General features: G+C 77.9%; 12 protein-coding genes and 1 riboswitch. Of the genes, 7 read left to right on the plus strand and 5 right to left on the minus strand.

Annotation, left to right across the window (positions count from 1 at the left end):
* Nucleotides 1-90 precede the first annotated feature (90 nt).
* On the plus strand, nt 91-975 hold the full coding sequence (locus ACI79L_RS08435; RefSeq protein ID WP_456936350.1) for a hypothetical protein: 885 nt from the start codon (nt 91-93) through the stop codon (nt 973-975).
* Nucleotides 976-1,011: 36 nt separating this feature from the next.
* On the opposite strand, the gene ACI79L_RS08440 is transcribed toward ACI79L_RS08435, so the two are convergent.
* The 3 genes from ACI79L_RS08440 to ACI79L_RS08450 are packed head-to-tail and all read right to left on the minus strand — an operon-like array spanning nt 1,012 to nt 4,393.
* Nucleotides 1,012-1,863 carry an SDR family NAD(P)-dependent oxidoreductase gene (locus ACI79L_RS08440; protein WP_456936351.1) on the minus strand — a complete coding sequence of 284 codons (852 nt, stop codon included), beginning with the start codon at nt 1,861-1,863 and terminating at the stop codon, nt 1,012-1,014.
* On the minus strand, nt 1,860-2,888 hold the full coding sequence (locus ACI79L_RS08445) for an alpha/beta fold hydrolase (RefSeq protein ID WP_456936352.1): 1,029 nt from the start codon (nt 2,886-2,888) through the stop codon (nt 1,860-1,862). Before ACI79L_RS08445 ends, ACI79L_RS08440 begins: the two co-directional genes overlap by 4 nt.
* Nucleotides 2,885-4,393, minus strand: a complete 1,509-nt coding sequence (locus ACI79L_RS08450; protein ID WP_456936353.1) for a flavin-containing monooxygenase — start codon at nt 4,391-4,393, stop codon at nt 2,885-2,887. Before ACI79L_RS08450 ends, ACI79L_RS08445 begins: the two co-directional genes overlap by 4 nt.
* A 102-nt stretch (nt 4,394-4,495) precedes the next feature.
* Between ACI79L_RS08450 and ACI79L_RS08455 the strand changes: the two genes are divergently transcribed.
* Together ACI79L_RS08455 and ACI79L_RS08460 are read left to right on the plus strand one after the other, a co-directional pair.
* Nucleotides 4,496-5,743 (plus strand): PucR family transcriptional regulator, encoded by a 1,248-nt coding sequence (locus ACI79L_RS08455; protein WP_456936354.1) that lies wholly within the window; start codon nt 4,496-4,498, stop codon nt 5,741-5,743.
* Nucleotides 5,744-5,844: 101 nt separating this feature from the next.
* Entirely contained in the window at nt 5,845-10,470 is a 4,626-nt protein-coding gene (locus tag ACI79L_RS08460; RefSeq protein WP_456936355.1) for an HAD-IC family P-type ATPase, read from the plus strand.
* On the opposite strand, the gene ACI79L_RS08465 is transcribed toward ACI79L_RS08460, so the two are convergent.
* Nucleotides 10,377-11,261, minus strand: coding sequence for a bile acid:sodium symporter family protein (locus ACI79L_RS08465; RefSeq protein ID WP_456936356.1), 885 nt, complete (start codon nt 11,259-11,261; stop codon nt 10,377-10,379). The two genes, ACI79L_RS08460 and ACI79L_RS08465, sit on opposite strands and share 94 nt — an antisense overlap.
* 248 nt (nt 11,262-11,509) lie before the next feature.
* Here ACI79L_RS08465 and ACI79L_RS08470 point away from each other — a divergent pair, with 248 nt between their 5' ends.
* From ACI79L_RS08470 to ACI79L_RS08480, 3 genes are all read left to right on the plus strand, one after another.
* A complete protein-coding gene (locus ACI79L_RS08470) occupies nt 11,510-13,333 on the plus strand; it encodes a protein kinase domain-containing protein (protein WP_456936357.1) in 1,824 nt (607 codons plus the stop codon).
* A gap of 44 nt (nt 13,334-13,377) precedes the next feature.
* On the plus strand, nt 13,378-13,947 hold the full coding sequence (locus ACI79L_RS08475) for a DNA-directed RNA polymerase subunit alpha C-terminal domain-containing protein (protein ID WP_456936358.1): 570 nt from the start codon (nt 13,378-13,380) through the stop codon (nt 13,945-13,947).
* Between the two features lie 105 nt (nt 13,948-14,052).
* A riboswitch (cyclic di-AMP (ydaO/yuaA leader) is annotated at nt 14,053-14,203 on the plus strand.
* Between the two features lie 6 nt (nt 14,204-14,209).
* The gene (locus ACI79L_RS08480) at nt 14,210-15,130 is read left to right on the plus strand and encodes a hypothetical protein (protein WP_456936359.1); all 921 of its coding nucleotides are present in this window, start codon (nt 14,210-14,212) and stop codon (nt 15,128-15,130) included.
* A gap of 6 nt (nt 15,131-15,136) precedes the next feature.
* Here ACI79L_RS08480 and ACI79L_RS08485 read toward each other — a convergent pair whose 3' ends face one another.
* Entirely contained in the window at nt 15,137-16,114 is a 978-nt protein-coding gene (locus ACI79L_RS08485) for a YihY/virulence factor BrkB family protein (RefSeq protein ID WP_456936360.1), read from the minus strand.
* 114 nt (nt 16,115-16,228) lie between these two features.
* On the opposite strand from ACI79L_RS08485, the gene ACI79L_RS08490 reads away from it, so the two are divergent.
* Entirely contained in the window at nt 16,229-17,029 is an 801-nt protein-coding gene (locus ACI79L_RS08490) for a sulfite exporter TauE/SafE family protein (protein WP_456936361.1), read from the plus strand.
* Nucleotides 17,030-17,053 lie beyond the last annotated feature (24 nt).

Raw genomic sequence — 17,053 nt, forward strand, 5'->3', positions numbered from 1 at the left:
ACCGGACGGGGACGGAAGTCCGGTGACAGTCCCCGGCGCCGGTGCTCCAATGGGGCGCGCACGGGGGCGGAGCGACCACGGAGGTCCGCGGTGGACCCTGCCCCCACGGCCCTGCGGCGGTCTGCGACCGGGCGGCGCGAGCTCCTGCCGGCCATGCGGGCGCTGCTGCTGGCCTTCAGCGTCCTCACCGCGCTCGGCTTCGTCGCGCTGTTCGTCCTGTCGACGCGGACCAGCGAGAGCTTCGCGTGGACCATCCAGCCGCCGGCGACCGCGGCCTTCCTCGGCGCGGGCTACGCGGCCGGCTTCACCCTGGTGGTGCTCTCGCTGCGCGACCCGGTGTGGGCGCACAGCCGGGTGCCGGTGCTCACCATCCTGGTGTTCACCGTGCTCACGCTGGTCGCCACGCTGGTGCACGTCGACCGGTTCCACTTCCAGGCCGAGTTCGCCGCGGCGCCGGCCCTCGCCCGCGGCGCCGCCTGGTTCTGGACCGCCGTGTACGTGGTCATCCCGCTGGCGATGCTCGTCGTCCTGCCGGTCCAGGAGCGGGCGCCGGGCACCGACCCGCCGCGGACCCGTCCGGTGCCGGTCGTGCTGCGGGTGGCGCTGGCGGTGGAGTCGGTGGTCCTGCTGGCCGTGGGCGCCGCGATCTCGGTCGCGCCGTCGTCGGCGACGACGCTGTGGCCCTGGACGCTCACCCCGCTCACCGCCCGGGTGGTGGGTGCCTGGCTGGTCGCCTTCGGCGTCGCCACCGCGCTGGCCGCGCTGGCCGGGGACCTCGAGCGGCTGCGCACCGCGGCGATCGCCTACACGGTGTTCGGCGTCCTGGAGCTCGTGGTCGTCCTGCTGCACCGCGGCGACGTCGCGTGGGACCGGCCGGCGGCCTGGCTGTACGTCGCCGTCGCGGCCGCGATCGCGCTCACCGGCGCCACCGGCTGGCGCCTGGCCCCGCATCCCGCGGGGCTGCACCGGGCCTGAGCCCCGGCCGCCGGGCGGCGGCCGGGGCTCCGGGCCTCAGGCGCGGCCGAACAGCTTGCGGTCGTACCAGGCGGACAGCACCGGGTAGCGGGCCGGCAGCAGCCGGACCAGCCGGTCGACCAGGACGGCGTCCTTCCCGACCCGCACGCGCGGCTTCCCGGCCTCGACGCCGTCGACGACGATCCGCGCCGCCTGCTCGGCGGGCATCGTCAGCAGCTTCTCGTTGTAGACGCGGTTGCGGGTCAGCTCCGCGGGGGAGAGCTCGAGGCCCTGCGCCTGCGCCTCGGCCACCGTCGCCGACGCGATGTTGGTCCTGACCCCGCCCGGGTGGACGACGGTGACCTGCACCGGGTGCCCGCCGGCGATCATCTCGGTGCGCACCACCTCGGTGAACCCGCGGACGGCGAACTTGCTCGCGCAGTACGCCGACAGCGTGGGCTGGGCCATGAACCCGTTGAGGCTGGAGACGTTGACGACGTGCCCGTCGCCGGAGGCGATCAGGTGCGGCAGGAACGCCTTGGTGCCGTTGATGACGCCGTGCAGGTTGACCCCGAGCGTGCGGTCGTAGGTCTCCCAGTCGGTGTCGAGCACCGAGCGGCCGCCGCCGGAGATGCCGGCGTTGTTGTAGACCTGGTGCACCACGCCGAAGTGCGCGGCCACCGCGTCGGCGTGGGCGACGACGGCCGCCCGGTCGCTGACGTCGAGCCGCGCGGTGTGCACCTCCGCGCCCAGCGCCTTCGCCCGGTCGGCGGTCTGGCCCAGGCCCAGCTCGTCGACGTCGGACAGCGCCAGCCGCGCCCCCCGCTTGGCCAGCTCGAAGGCCAGCTGCCGGCCGATGCCGGACCCGGCGCCGGTGACGACGGCGACCTTGCCGCGCAGGCTGCTCATCGGTTCTCTCCCGTCAGGTGGGCGCCCGCGCCGCGGGCGGTGCCGGTGCGGCCCGCGCCGCGGGCGGTGTCGCTGCGGCCCGCTCCGCGGGCGGTGTCGCTGCGGCCCGCTCCGCGGGCGAGGTCGGTGGTGAGCTCCACGAGCCGGTCGACGACGCCCGGCGCGAGGTGGTGGCCCATGCCGGGGATCTCGACGTGCCGGGCCCCGGCGATCGCGTCCGCGGTGGCCCGCCCGCCGCTGGGGTGGACCATCCGGTCGACGTCGCCGTGGACGACCAGCGTCGGCGCGGTGATCCGCGCCAGGTCGGCGGTGCGGTCGCCCGAGGCCTGGACGGCGCCGATCTGGCGGGCCACCTCCCGCGAGCGGTCACCGCCGCCGCGCTCCCACACCGCGGCCGCCCAGGCGCGCTCGAGGTCGTCGTCGGGCGGGAAGCCGGGGCCGCCGATGTGGCCGAGCATCGCCAGGTGCCGCTCGACCGACTCCTCGACGGTGCGCGGCGCGGCCTTCGCCAGCCGCAGGACCGTGGAGCGGGCCGGCTGCCCGACCCGGCGCGACCCGGTGGTCGAGAAGATCGAGGTCAGGCTGGCCACCCGGTGCGGGTGCCGGGCCGCGACCACCTGGGCGATCATCCCGCCCATCGACATGCCGACCAGGTGCACGCGGCCGAGGCCGAGGGCGTCGAGGACGCCGACGGTGTCGGCGGCCATGTCGGTGAGGTCGTAGGCGTCCGGCCGGGGCCGGGCCAGCAGCTGCCGCGCGCGGCCCGGCGGCGGGGTGGCGATGCGGCCCGACCGGCCGGCGTCGCGGTTGTCCAGCCGGACCACCCGGAAGCCGCGGTCGGTGAACCCGTCGACCATCCGCCGCGGCCACGAGGTCAGGTCCAGGCCGAGCCCGGCGACCAGCACCAGCGGCTCGCCGTCGGCCGGGCCGTCGACGCGGTAGCAGATCCGCGGGCCGGCCGGCAGGTCGGCGAAGCGGTCCTCCGCGGCGGCGGCCGGGCGGGCCGGCGCCTCGGCGGCGGTCACGCGGGCACCGCCTCGGCGGCGGTCACGCGGTCGGCCGCCCGGGTGAGCCGGAGCTCGGGGTCGACGACGCTGTCGGCCCGGAGCAGCTTGACGTCGGAGTGGTAGTCCATCGAGGTCAGCCACGGCATCCGGTCGCCCTGCCGCGGCAGCCGGCCGACGGCGCGCTGGATGTAGCCGGCGGCGAAGTCGAGGAAGGGCCGGGTGGGCATGTCCGGGTCGGCGAGCACCGGCCGCGCGGTGTCCAGGCCGCGCTCGTCCATGTGCCGCAGCAGCCGGACGAAGTGCTCGCAGAGCAGGCCGACCTTCAGGGTCCAGGACGAGTTGGTGTAGCCGATCGCGTAGGCGAGGTTCGGCACCCCGGACAGCATCATGCCCTTGTAGGAGACCGTCTCCGACAGCGTCACCGGTGCGCCGTCGACGGTGATCGCGACGCCGCCGAAGGCCTGCACGTTCAGCCCGGTCGCGGTCACGACCACGTCGGCGTCCAGGTGCCGCCCGGAGGCGAGCTGGATGCCGGTCTCGTCGAAGGCGACGATCCGGTCGGTGACGACGTCGGCCCGGCCCTCGCGGATGGCGCGGAACAGGTCGCCGTTCGGGACGGCGCACAGCCGCTGGTCCCACGGGTCGTACGGCGGGTTGAAGTGCGTGTCGACGTCGAAACCCTCGGGCAGCTGCTTGGTGTTGACCCAGCGGATGACCCTGCGGGCGGCCTTCGGGTGCTTCTGGCAGAAGCTCCAGATCGCCCGCTGCTGGGCGATGTTCTTGCGGCGGGTGAGCGCGTAGCCGCGCTCGTCGCCGAACCACTTCCGCAGCAGCGCGGCGACCTTGTCCTCGCGCGGCACCGGCAGCACGTAGGTGGGGGTGCGCTGCAGCATCGTCACCGACGCGGCGGTGCCGGCGATGGCCGGCACGATCGTCACGGCGGTGGCGCCGGAGCCGACGACGACGACCCGCTTGCCGGTGAGGTCGAGGTCCTCGGGCCAGGCCTGCGGGTGCACGATCTCGCCGCGGAAGCGGTCGCGGCCCTCGAAGACGGGGGTGAAGCCCTCGTCGTAGCGGTAGTAGCCGCCGGCGCAGAACACCCAGCCGGCGGTCAGCTGCAGCCGCTCACCGGTGTCGGTGCGCTCGACGTCGACGGTCCAGCGGGCGTCCTCGCTGGACCACGCCACCGCCAGCACCCGGTGGTGGTAGCGGATCTTCTCGTCCAGGCCGTTCTCGGTGGCGGTCTCCCGCAGGTAGGCCAGGATCTTCGGGGCGTCGGCGATCGACTGGCGGTCCCGCCACGGCTTGAACTCGTAGCCGAAGGTGGACAGGTCGGAGTCCGAGCGGATGCCGGGGTAGCGGAACAGGTCCCACGTGCCGCCGGAGGCGCCGCGCGCCTCGAGGATCGCGAAGCTCTTCGCGGGCAGCTCGGTGGTCAGGTACCGGCCGGCGCCGATGCCGGAGATCCCGGCGCCGACGATCAGCACGTCGAGGTGCTCGACCGGCGTCTGCGTGGTGGTCAATGCGGTGCTCCGTCCTCGGGACACGGGTGCAGCGGCCCACGAGACTGCGTGGTCCCGGTCACCCGGTGCAACGACGAACTGCACCGTCGCGATACTGGTGCGGTGCAGAGTGCTCCATCGAGCGTCGAGTGGCCGGCCGTCTCGCCCCGCACGCGGGAGCTGTTCCGCCGGGGCGCCGAGGTGGCGCTGGACCCCCGCGCCGACTGGATCGAGGAGCTGCACCGCGCGTCGCTGGGCACCGAGCGGATGCGCCCGGTCGCCGAGGACCCCGTGCTCGCCGCCGCCACCCGCCGGGCCAACCTCGCGAACCTGCTGCACTGGGCGGCGGCCAACGTGCAGCACCCCGGCCGGCGGGTGCCGGCCAACACCGGCGGGGAGGTGCTGGACACCGCCCGCGACCTGGTCCGCCGCGGCCTGGACCAGAGCGGGCTGGACGCCTACCGGACGGCGCAGGGCGTGGCCTGGCGGCGGTGGATGGAGATCTGCTTCGAGCTGACCGGCGACCCGGCCGAGCTGCGCGAGCTGCTCGACGTCTCGGCGCTGTCGATCACCACGTTCATCGACGACACGGTCGCGGCGCTGTCCGAGCGGATGGCCGCCGAGCGGGCCGAGCTCACCCGCGGCGCGCACGCCGAGCGGCGGGCCACGGTCACCCTGCTGCTGGAGGGCGCGCCGATCGGCCGGGCCCGCGCGGAGGCGCAGCTGGGCTACGGGCTGACCGGGCCGCACACCGCCGCCGTCGTGTGGACCGGGTCGGGCAGCGCCGCGCCGGGCCAGCTGGAGGCCGCCGCGGAGGCGGTGATGCGGGCGGCGGGGGCGACCCGGCGGCTGACCGTCGTCGCCAGCGCGGCCGCGCTGTGGGTCTGGCTGCCGGTGGGCACCGCGCCGCGGGCGGCGGAGCTGGCCGGGCCGCTGGCCGCGCACCCCGACGTCCGGGTGGCGGTGGGCCGGCCGGGCGGCGACGTCGACGGGTTCCGCCGCAGCCACCTCGACGCGGCGACGGCGCAGCGGATGCTGGCGCGGCTGACCTCCCCGCAGCAGGTGGCCCGCTTCGAGGACGTGCAGCTGGTGTCGCTGCTGACCACCGAGCCGACCCAGCTCGAGGAGTTCCTGGCCGGCACCCTGGGCCGGCTGGCGACCGCCGACGCCGACACCCGCCAGGCGGTGCTGACCTACGTGCGGGAGCTGGGCAACGCCTCCCGCACCGCCGAGCGGCTGTACACCCACCGCAACACCGTGCTGCGCCGGCTGGCCCGCGCCGACGAGCTGCTGCCCCGGCCGCTGGCCGAGAACGTCCTCGGCGTGGCCGCGGCGCTGGAGGTGCTGCGCTGGCGCGGCGCGGCGGACTGACGGGATGCGGACGACCGTGGACCGGTACCCGGCCGTGACTCCGGTCACAGTCGGGGGGACGATGGGTGGACAGCAGGTGTCGTGCAGGGGGGAGCCCGCCGATGCGTGTCCTCCACCGCGCCGCCACCGCCCGGCGCGCCCTGGCCTCCACGGCGCGCCTCGCGGTGACCGGCGCGCAGGCCGCCGCCGCGCCGGCCGTGCTCACCGCCGGCCTGCTCGGCGTCTCCACCCGCGCCGCGGTGCGCACGGCGGAGGGCCTGACCAGCCGGATCGCCGGCCGCCCGGTCGACCTCACCCAGGCCGCCGTCTCCGGCGTCCGGGCGGCGGGCACGCTGCTCACCGGCGCCGACCCGCTGCCCACCGGCCGGCTGCGGGAGCTCGCACGGGTCGCCGTCGGCATGTTCGAGCCCGACGACGGGCGGCACACGCCGCGGGTGTGGGCCGACGCCGGCCTCGTGCAGGTCGAGCTGCCCGAGTGCGCCCCCGGCGCGCCGCCCGACTCCGGCCGCACGCTGCGCGCGCGCCTCGAGCGGCTCGACGGCGTGCAGTGGGCCACGGTCAACGAGGTCCTCGGCCGGGCGCTGGTCGCCGTCGACACTCGGCGGGTGGGCGTGGACGACGTCCTCGGCACGGTGCGCACGCTGCAGGACGCCGGCGACCGGCGGGACGTCCTGCGCGAGCCGGCCGACCACCCCGCCGACCTCGAGCCGCTGCTGGCCACGGCGACGGCGCTGGCGGTGGACGCCCTCGGCGTGCTCGCCGCGCTCACCGCCCGGGCGCTGCCCGTCCCCGCCCTGTCGCGGCACGCCACGCTCGCGGTCACGCTGATCGACACCCAGGACTGGATCACCGAGCTGCTCGCCCGGCGGATCGGCCGGTACGGCACCCGGCTGGCCCTGGAGGGGCTCTCCGCCGTGCTGCACTCGGCCACCCAGAGCCCGGTCATCCCCGCGCTCAACGCGGCCGCCTCCGCCCAGCAGGTGCTCGAGGTCCGCGCCCGGCGGCAGGTGTGGCGCCGCCGGGAGGAGCAGCTGTGCCGGCCCGAGCCGGACGGCACCGAGCCGGAGGACCCGGCCCCGGCGGCCCGCGCCGGGGAGCGGCCGGTGCCGCTCCCGCCGGGCGTCGTCGACCGCTACCAGGGCCGGATGGGCCCGACGACGACCGGCGCCGTGCTGGCCGTCCTCGCCCTGACCGGCCGCCCCGGCCGCGCCGCCGACCTGGTCAAGGCGCTCACGCCCAAGGCCGCGCTGGCCGGCCGCGAGTCCTTCGCCGCCACCCTCGACTGGCTGCTGTGCCGCGCCGGCGTGCTGCCCCTGGACGGCATGGCCTACCGCCGGCTCGACCGCGTGGACTGCGTGGTGGTCGACGGGGCGACCCTGTGCACCGGTCCGCCGGTCGTCCTGGAGGCCACGGCGGAGGCCGACGGGTGGGACGTCGCCGCCGTCTGGACGGCCGCGGCGCGGCTGCTGGGTGACGGCGCCGGCGCGGACGGCACCCGGCTCGGCCCGCCGCGGGAGGCACCGGACGCGCCGGGGGCGGCGCTGCGCACGCTGTACGCCGGGCGCCGGCGGGTGGGCACCGTGCTGGTCGCCCCCGAGCTCGACCCGCACGCCGAGGCGCTGTTGACCACCGCCGCGGGCACCGGCGCGCGCCTGGTGCTCACCGCGCACGCCGGCACCCGGGAGATCGCCGGCGTCGCCGGGGAGGTCGCGCCCGCGGACGAGCCGACGGCCGCCGTCGTCCGCCGGCTGCAGGCCGACGGGCACGGGGTGCTGCTGGTCTCCTCCGGCGACGCGGCCGCGCTGCTGGCCGCCGACGTCGCGGTGGCCCCCGTGCGGCCGGACCGGGCGCCCGCCTGGGCGGCGGACCTGGTGACCGGGGCCGGCCTGGCCGATGCCTGCCGCGTGGTGCGGGCCGTGACCGACGCGCGGCGGCTGGCCCGCCGGTCGGTGCAGAGCGCGGTCACCGGCAACGTGCTGGGCGGGCTGCTGGCCGCCGTCGGCTCGGCCCGCGCCGGGCAGCGGCGGGCGACGACGCCGGGCAAGACCGCGGCGCTGTGGACGATGCTCGACGGCACCGTGACGGCGGTCCGCGCCGCCCGCCGCCCCCCGCCGCCCCCGTCGGTGCACACGCCGTGGCACGCGCTCGACCCCGACGACGTCCTGCGCCGGCTGGCGGACCTGCCCCGGGACGAGGACGCCCCGCCCGGCCCGCTGGCCCGCGCGTGGCGGCGGGGGACCGGCACGGCCGCGGTCCGGCTGCCGGTCCGGTTCGGCCGCACCGTCGCCGCGGAGCTCTCCGACCCGCTCACCCCGGTCCTGGGCGCCGGCGCCGGCGCCACCGCCGTGCTCGGCGAGACCGCGGACGCGTTCCTGGTCGGGGGGGTGACCGTCGGCAACCCGCTGCTCGGCGCGGCGCAGCGGATGCGCGCGGAGACGGCGCTGGCCTCGCTGCTGCTGCAGCAGGACGCTCCGGTCCGCCGCGAGACCGACGGCGGCGCGGAGGAGGTGCCGGCGAGCGCGCTGCGGGTGGGCGACGTGGTCCTCGTCGGGTCCGGCGACGTGGTGACCGCCGACGCGCGGCTGCTGGCCGCCGAGGACCTCGAGGCCGACGAGTCCAGCCTGACCGGCGAGTCGCTCGCGGTGGCCAAGTCGGTGGCGGCGACGCCGGGCGCCGAGGTGCCCGACCGGCGCTGCATGCTCTTCGACGGCACGACCGTCGTCGCCGGCACCGGCCGCGCGGTCGTCGTCGCCGTCGGGCCGGCCACCCAGGCGGGCCGGGCGGCGCGGGCGGCCGGGCGCGGGGCGCCGCCGGCCGGCGTCCAGGCCCGGCTGGCCGAGCTCACCCGCTCGGTGCTGCCGCTGACGCTGGCCGGCGGCGGGACCGTGGCCGCGCTCGGCGTGCTGTGGCGGCGGCCGCTGCGCGAGGCGGTCAGCTCCGGGGTCGCGGTCGCCGTCGCGGCCGTCCCCGAGGGGCTGCCGCTGGTCGCGACCGTCGCCCAGCAGGCGGCGGCCCGGCGGCTGTCGCGGGACGGGGTGGTGGTGCGCAGCGCCCGGGTGCTGGAGGCGCTCGGCCGGGTGGACACCGTCTGCTTCGACAAGACCGGCACGCTCACCGAGAACCGGCTGCGGGTGGCCCGGCTGCTGCCCCTCGGGGACGACACGGGCGGCGGGGGCGACGGCGAGGACGGCCTGCTGCGCCTGGCCGCGGCCGGGATCGGCGCCGGCGACACCGACGCGCACGAGACCGACCGCGCCGTCGACGCCGCCGCCACCGACCGCGGTGTCGCCGGCGACGGCGAGCCGGAGGCCTCGGTGCCCTTCGCCACCGGGCGCGGGTTCTCGGCGGCGCTGCGCTCGGGCCGGCTGGTGGTCAAGGGCGCGCCGGAGGTCGTGCTGCGGCTGTGCACCGACCCGGGCGACGCCGCGGACCGGGTGCGGGAGCTGGCCTGCGACGGGCTGCGGGTGCTCGCCGTCGCCGACCGCGCGGTGGACGGCCGCCCCGACGACCTCGAGGCGGCGGCGACCGGGCTGACCCTGCGCGGCCTGGTGGGCCTGGCCGACACGGTGCGCGGCTCGTCGGCCGCGGCGGTCGAGCAGCTGGCCGCGGCGGGCGTCCGGGTGCTCGTGGCCACCGGTGACCACCCGGAGACCGCCGCCGCGATCGCCGCCGAGGCCGGGGTCCCCGACGCCGGCCGGGTGGTCACCGGCGCGCAGCTGGCGCGGGCGTCGGAGTCCGAGCGGACCGCGCTGGTGCGCGGGGCGGCGGTGTTCGCCCGGCTGACGCCGGAGCAGAAGGTGCTGCTCGTGGGCGCGCTGCGCCGCGCCGGCGCCACGCTGGCCATGACCGGTGACGGCATCAACGACGCCGCCGCGATCCGGCTGGCCGACGTCGGGGTCGGCGTCGCCGGCGCCGAGTCGCCCGCCGCCCGCAGCGCCGCCGACCTGGTGATCACCGACCGGGACCTGACCCGGCTGGTCGACGCCGTCGCCGAGGGCCGCGCGCTGTGGTCCCGCGTCCGGGACGCCGTCGCCATCCTCGTCGGGGGCAACGCCGGCGAGGTCGCGTTCACCGTGCTCGGCTCCGCGCTGGGCGGCCGGGCGCCGCTGGGCACCCGGCAGCTGCTGCTGGTCAACCTGCTCACCGACATGTTCCCGGCGCTCGCCGTCGCCGTGGCCCGGCCGCGGGCGGCCACCCCGGCCGCGGACGGCGGGCCCCTGGCCGGCCACCCGCTCGCGCCGGTGCTGCTCGCCGGCCCGTACCGCGGCTTCGCCGACGCGGTGCGCCGCCTGGTCGCCGTCCGCGGGCTGGCCACCACCGCCGGCGCGACCGGCGCGTGGGCCACCGGCCGCGTCACCGGCCTGCGCCGGCGCGCCAGCACGATGGGGCTCGCCGCGCTGATCGCCACCCAGCTCGGGCAGACCGCCTGGGCCGGTCGGCGCAGCCCGCTGGTGCTGGCGACCGCCGCCGGGTCGCTGGCCGCCCTGGCCGCGGTCGTGCAGACCCCGGGGCTCAGCCGGTTCTTCGGCTGCACCCCGCTGGACCCGCTGGCCTGGCTGGTCGTCCTCGGCTGGGCCGCGGCCGGCACCGCCGGCGCGGAGGTCGTGCCCGCCCTGCTGCGCCGGCGGGCGGGTCAGGACGCGACGCGCTCTGGCGCCCCCGACCGGGAGGACCGGGTCATCGCCCAGCCGGCCAGCGCGGCCACCGGGAACATCAGCACGCCGTAGACCGCCGCGGGGACGGCGAGCTCCACGCTGCCGAGGACGCTGATCGCCACCGTGATCGCCAGCGTGCTGTTGTGCACGCCGATCTCGAAGGCGCAGGCGACGGCCTGCCGGTGGCCGACGCCCAGCGCGCGCGGCACGGCGAACCCGGCCAGCAGGCTCAGCGCGCAGAAGGCGAGCGCGACCAGCCCGACCTCCCGCAGGTACCCGGCCACGTTCTCCCGCTCGGCGACGACGGTCCCGGCGATCACCAGCGCGAGCACGACCGCGGACAGCACCCGCACCGGCCGGTCCATCCGCCCGGCGAACGCCGGCGCCGCCCGCCGCACGAGCATGCCGAGCGCCACCGGCACCAGCACGATCGCGAACACCTGCACGGTCTTGCCGAACTGCAGGCCGATCGACCCGGCGCCGGGCGGGTCGAAGACGGTCACGGCGAGGTTGGTCACCAGCGGCAGCGTGACGACGGCGAGCAGCGAGTTGACCGCCGTCAGCGAGACGTTGAGCGCGACGTCGCCGCGGAACAGGTGGCTGAACAGGTTCGCCGTCGTCCCGCCGGGCGAGGCGGCCAGCAGCACCATCCCCACCGCGAGCACGGGCTCCAGGCCGGCGGCGACCACGAGGCCGAGGCACAGCGCCGGCAGCACCAGCAGCTGCAGGCCCAGGGCGACGACGGCGGCGCGCGGCCGGCGGGTGACCCGGACGAAGTCGTCGACGGTGAGCGACAGCCCCAGCCCGAACATGATCACGGCCAGGGCCGCGGGCAGGGCGACGGTGCTGAGGGCCGAGTCCACGGGCGACCTCCGGAACGGCCGCGGCCCCGTTGCCGCGGATCGCCCGGATCCTGGCCGACCGGGGCCGGTCGCGCGAGCACCGGCACGCGACCGGGGGAGCCGCCGGTGGGCGGCCCGGTGGTTGACGGGGCCTCCGGACGGGCACCGACCCAGGGTCGGCCGCCCGGCGGGTGGGGGGTCGCACGAGCTCCCGGTGGGGGCCGGAGGAGGCGGGCGCACCCGCGGAGCGGACGGGACGGAGTCGCGCAGTGACCACGGTGGAGCAGGGGAGCCGGACCCTGGGGGACCGCTACGAGCTGCAGGGACTCATCGCCACCGGCGGCATGGGCCAGGTGTGGCGGGGCCGGGACCACCTGCTGGCCCGGCCGGTCGCGGTCAAGGTGCTGCGCAGCGAGTACGCCGACGACCCGACCTTCCTCGCCCGCTTCCGCAACGAGGCCCGGCACGCCGCCGCGCTCACCCACCCGAACATCGCCACGGTCCTGGACTACGGCGAGGGCACCGACGACGCCACCGGCGAACACCTGGCCTACCTGGTGATGGAGCTGGTCGAGGGCGCGCCGCTGTCGACCCTCATCCAGACCGAGGGCCCGCTGGACGCCGACGCCGCGCTGTCCGTGCTGCGCCAGGCCGCGGCCGGCCTCGCCGAGGCGCACCGCCACGGCGTGGTGCACCGCGACGTGAAGCCCTCGAACATCCTCGTCCGGCCCGACGGCCGGGTGAAGCTCACCGACTTCGGCATCGCCTGGTCGGCCGAGTGCGTGCCGCTCACCCAGACCGGCCAGGTCATCGGCACCGCGCAGTACATGTCCCCGGAGCAGGCCGCCGGGGAGCGGGTCAGCCCGGCCAGCGACGTCTACGCCCTCGGCCTGGTCGGCTACGAGTCGCTGACCGGCCACGCCGCCTTCACCGGCACCAACCCGGTCACCGTCGCGCTCAAGCAGGTCCGCGAGCAGCCCGAGCCCCTGCCCGAGGACCTGCCGCCCGACGTCCGGGAGCTCATCGGCGCCGCGCTCACCAAGGACCCCGGCGCCCGCCTGCCCGACGGCGCCGCCTTCCTGTCCGCCGTCGAGGAGACGCTCGACCACCAGGCCACCCCGGTGCCGCCCACCCGCCCGGTGGCGGCCCCCGCCCCCGCGCCCGAGGCGGCCCCCGCCCCCGCGCCCGAGGCGGCCCCCGCCGCCGGGCCCGTCTCCCGGCCGGAGCCGCACCGGCGCCGCCGGGCACTGGTCCTGCTGCCGCTGCTCCTGGTCCTGCTCGTCGCCGGCGGCGTGCTGTTCGCCGTGACCCGCCCCGGCGACGCGCCGGTGGCCGACGCGGCGGAGACGCAGCAGGCCGGGATCGTGCTGCGGGCCGCGGACTACGTCGGCCGCCCGGTGGCCGAGGTCGCCGACGACCTGACCGCCCTCGGCCTCACCGTCGGGCAGCGCAGCGAGCAGACCGCGGACGCGGCTCCGGGCACCGTCGTCCGGCTGGACCCGGTGGACGTGGAGCTCGCCGCCGGCGACCGGGTGCAGGTGTTCGTCGCCGTCGCCCCCGCCACCGCGGTGCCCGAGCCCGGGACGCCCGCCGCCGGCGCCGGTCCCGGCTCGCCCGGCGGGGCCGCGCCGGAGTCCCCGGCCGCGACCCCCGAGGCGCCCGCCGCGGACGGCGACACCCCCGGGGCCACGACGCCGGAGGCCACGACCCCGGAGGCCACGACGCCGGAGGCCGGGACCCCGGGGGCTCCCGCCCCGGAGGCAACGACCCCGGAGAGCACCACGCCCGAGTCCACGACCCCCGAGGCCGGCACCGCGGAGGGCACCGGCGCCGCGGGCGCGACGCCGGAGGGCACCCCGGAGTCGACCGGGACCCAGCCGTCGGGCGGCACGCCGCCGGAGCCCACCGCGCCGGCGACCGGGACGCCCGGGGACACCGCCTTGCCCGCCACGGAGGAGCCCCCGGCCCCCGACGCGGGGACGACGTCGACGGGCGAGGCGCCGGCGACCTCCCCGGCCCCGGACGCCGGCACCGCCCCGACCGGTCCCGCGGAGCCGGCCCGGGACGGCTCCCCGGCGGGCGCCTCGGGGTGAATCCAGGGCTAGGGTCCGACGCCATGTCGACGAGGTCGCGGGGCGTGCCGACGGGGAGCGTCCGGGAGCTGGGCCTGCCCGCGCGGGCGGTGGGCGCGCTGACCCGCGCCGGCGTCACCACCGTCGAGGAGTTGTCCGCGCTGACCCGCCGCGAGCTGGCCGCCGTCCCCGGGCTGGGGCCGGCGATGGTGGCCGCCGTCCGCGCCGTCGTCCCCGAGCCGGTGGCGGTGGGCCTGTGGCCGCTGCCCGACGGGGACGACGCGCCGCCGTCCCCGGCGATCCCGTCGTTCGACTCGCTGCGCGCCCCGCGCCGCCGGACCGCCTTCGACGTCCTCGTGCCCGAGGAGGGCCCGGGGGAGCCCGTGCCGGCGGCAGCGCCGCCGGCGGACGCGGCGACCGGCGGGGCGCCGGAGCAGGACGAGGAGCCGCCCCCCGCCGGGCCGCCCCCCGCCGCCGCGCCGGCCGCCCCGGCGCCGCGGCCGGCCGAGTGGGCCGACCTCGCCGCCCTCGGCGCGCGCGGCGTCCGGGCCGCCGCGGTCCTGCCCTGGCGGGTGACCGGGTGGTGGCTGCGCCTGCCCCTGCGCGTCGCCGGGCGGCTGCTCACCCGCCCCTGACCGGGACGTGGTCCCCGCCACGGAACACGGCCGGGGTTTGTCACGGACGCATAACGGCCGTTACCGTGGCCGAGGCCGTCCGGCCCCGTCCCCGCCAGGGGACCCGGGCGGTCGCCGCCGAGTCGCCCCCTGGGCGAGCCGGGGACCCACCGCAGTACTGGGGTGAATCCCGCACCGGACCCGTGCGTCCGGGCGGGTAGGGCCGCTTCCCGCCCGAACCCGTCAGCTAACTCGGTAGGCGGCTGACGGGAGACCTGCACCCATGCCCTCGAGCACCACCCCCGGCCGCCCCGGCGCGGCCGTGAACCGTTCCAGCCGCCGCCGTCCGCTGGCCGCGCACCGCCGTCCGGGTCTGTACCTGGGCGTCGCCGCCGCCGGCGCGGTCCTGGTCAACGTCCTGGTCGGCCCGCAGCCGGCCGCCACCGCCGAGGCCGGGACGGCGAGCGAGTCGGTCGCCGTCGCCGAGGCGCTGGGGCTGTCGGCGCAGTCCGGCCCGGTGGCCGCCACGACCCCGCCGGACCTGGCGCCGCTCGAGGGCCTCGCCGCCACCCGCAGCTCGCGGGAGGCCGCCGAGACCGCGGCGCAGCAGTCGCAGGCCGCCGCCGACCAGGCCACCGTCGACCGGCAGCGGGCCGAGGCCGAGGCCGCCGCCCGCGCCGCCGCGGAGGCCGCCGCGGCCGCCGAGGCCGCCGCTGCCGCCGCTGCCGCCGAGGCCGCCGCGGCCGCCGAGACCACCGAGACCGCCGCGGCCGCCGGGACCACCGCGGCCGCGGACGAGGAGGCCGGCCCCGCGGAGACCGCGGGCACCACCGCCGTCTCGGTCGTCGCCCGGATCACCAACAGCGCCGGTCCCGTCGAGTCGCAGGTGCAGGCCGCCGCGAACGCCGTGGTCAGCAACGTGCCGGGGGCGGACTCCATCACCCTCGGCGGCACCCGCGCCAGCGCGGCCGACCCGGGCGGCCACCCCTCCGGCAAGGCGCTGGACTACATGGTCATGAGCGACGCCGCCCTCGGCGACGCGATCGTCGCCTACCACCGCGCGCACTGGGACGAGCTCGGCGTCGACTACCTGATCTGGGAGCAGCGGATGCTGTCCTCGCCGAACGGGTCGTGGCAGACGATGGAGGACCGCGGCGGCGCGACGGCCAACCACTACGACCACGTGCACGTCAACTACCTCTGACCGCCCTCAGCGCTCGCCCGGGTAGGGCGGCGCGCTGTCGGCGACCACCGCGCCGCGCTCGCCGCGCGGCCGCTCGGGGCCCACGGTCGAGTCCCGGGCGGTCTGCCGCTCGGTCTCGGCGTTCACGACCGCGCCGACGATCACGAGGAAGACCGTCGTCCAGAGCCAGAACATGCTGATGGCGACGCCGGCGAGCGACCCGTACGTCGCGGAGTAGTCGCCCAGGCTCCGGACGTAGCTGAAGAAGCCGATCGTCGTCGCCAGCCACAGCCCGGTGGTCAGCACCGCCCCGGGGGTGATCCACCGCCACCGGGCCTGCGCGCGGTCGGGGCCGAAGCGGTAGAGGACGGCGAGCACCGCGCTCATCAGCACCGCGGCGAGCACCCACGTCAGCACGGGGGCGACGTCCCGGACGGCGCCCGGTGCCCCGGCGAGCGCACTCGAGACCTCGCCGGCGCCGGCGATGATCCCGCCGAGCAGGACCGCACCGCCGAGCACGAGGACGAGGGCCAGCGCGCTGCGGCGGAGGAAGCCCCGCGTCTCGGTCTCGTGGTAGGCGAGGGTCAGCCCGTCGATGAGGTAGGTCATCGCGGTCGTCGCCGTCCACAGCGCCGCGGCCAGGCCGCCGAGCCCGCGCCAGGTGTTCACCTGCGTGGAGGCGGTGGTGATCGTGGTCAGCTGGTCGACCACCAGCGCCCGCAGGTCCTCCGGCAGCATCCCCGCCACCCCGGACAGCTGGTGCAGCGCGTCCTCGGGGCTGTTGACGACGCCGTACACGGACACCGCCGTGACCAGCACCGGAGCAACCGACAGCAGCGCGAAGAACGCCACCGCCGACGCCTGCACCATGACCCGGTCGCTCAGCACGTGCCGCGCGACGCGGCGCAGCACCCGGCGCCAGTCGCGGGCGGTGAGCCGGTGCGGCGAGTGGGCGTCGGTCGCCGTTCCACGGCCGGGTGGCTCCTCGTCCCGGGTGCGCGCCATGCCTGATCGCACCGCCGGACGGCACCGGCCGCAACGCGGCTCCCCGGACCCGGCGCCGGCGTCCGCCCCGGCGTCGGGGAAGCTGGCTGTCCGTGACGGCATCGGGACCCGCGCGTGACTGACCTGCTCCTCCCGGAGGGCCTGACGCCCTCCCTGCTCGCCCTCGTGCTCGTCGCGGCGCTGGCCGCCGGCTGGGTGGACGCCGTCGTCGGCGGCGGCGGGCTGATCCAGCTGCCCGCGCTGCTGCTGGTGCCGGGCCTGGCCCCGGTGCAGGCGCTGGCCACCAACAAGCTGGCGTCGGTGTTCGGCACCACCACCAGCGCCGTCACCTACCAGCGGCGGGTGCACCCGGACCTGCGGACGGCGCTGCCCATGGCCGCGGTCGCCCTGGTCGGCTCGTTCTGCGGGGCGTCGGTGGCGGCGCTGCTGCCGGCCGCGGTGTTCAAGCCGGTGATCGTCGTGGCGCTGGTCGGCATCGCGCTGTTCACCGCGTTCCGCCCGGCGCTGGGCGAGGTGACGGCGCTGCGGCACACCGGCCGCCGCCACCACGGCACCGCGCTCGCCGTCGGGGCGGTGATCGGGTTCTACGACGGCGTCCTCGGCCCCGGCACCGGCTCGTTCCTCGTGTTCGCCCTGGTGTCCCTGCTGGGCTACGACTTCCTCAACGCCAGTGCCAAGGCCAAGATCGTCAACGTCGCGACCAACGTGGGCGCGCTGGCGTTCTTCGTGCCGCACGGCTCGGTGGTCTGGGGCCTGGGCCTGTGCCTGGGCGCGGCCAACACGCTCGGCGGCTACGTCGGCTCCCGGACGGCGACCTCTCGCGGCACCGGCTTCATCCGGGTCGTGTTCCTCGTCGTGGTCACCGCGCTGATCGTCCGGCTCGGCTGGGACGTGTGGACGGAGAACGTGCGCTGACCGGCCCGGTCGTGCCCCGGGGCC

The organism is Geodermatophilus sp. SYSU D00684 (genome assembly GCF_054050455.1).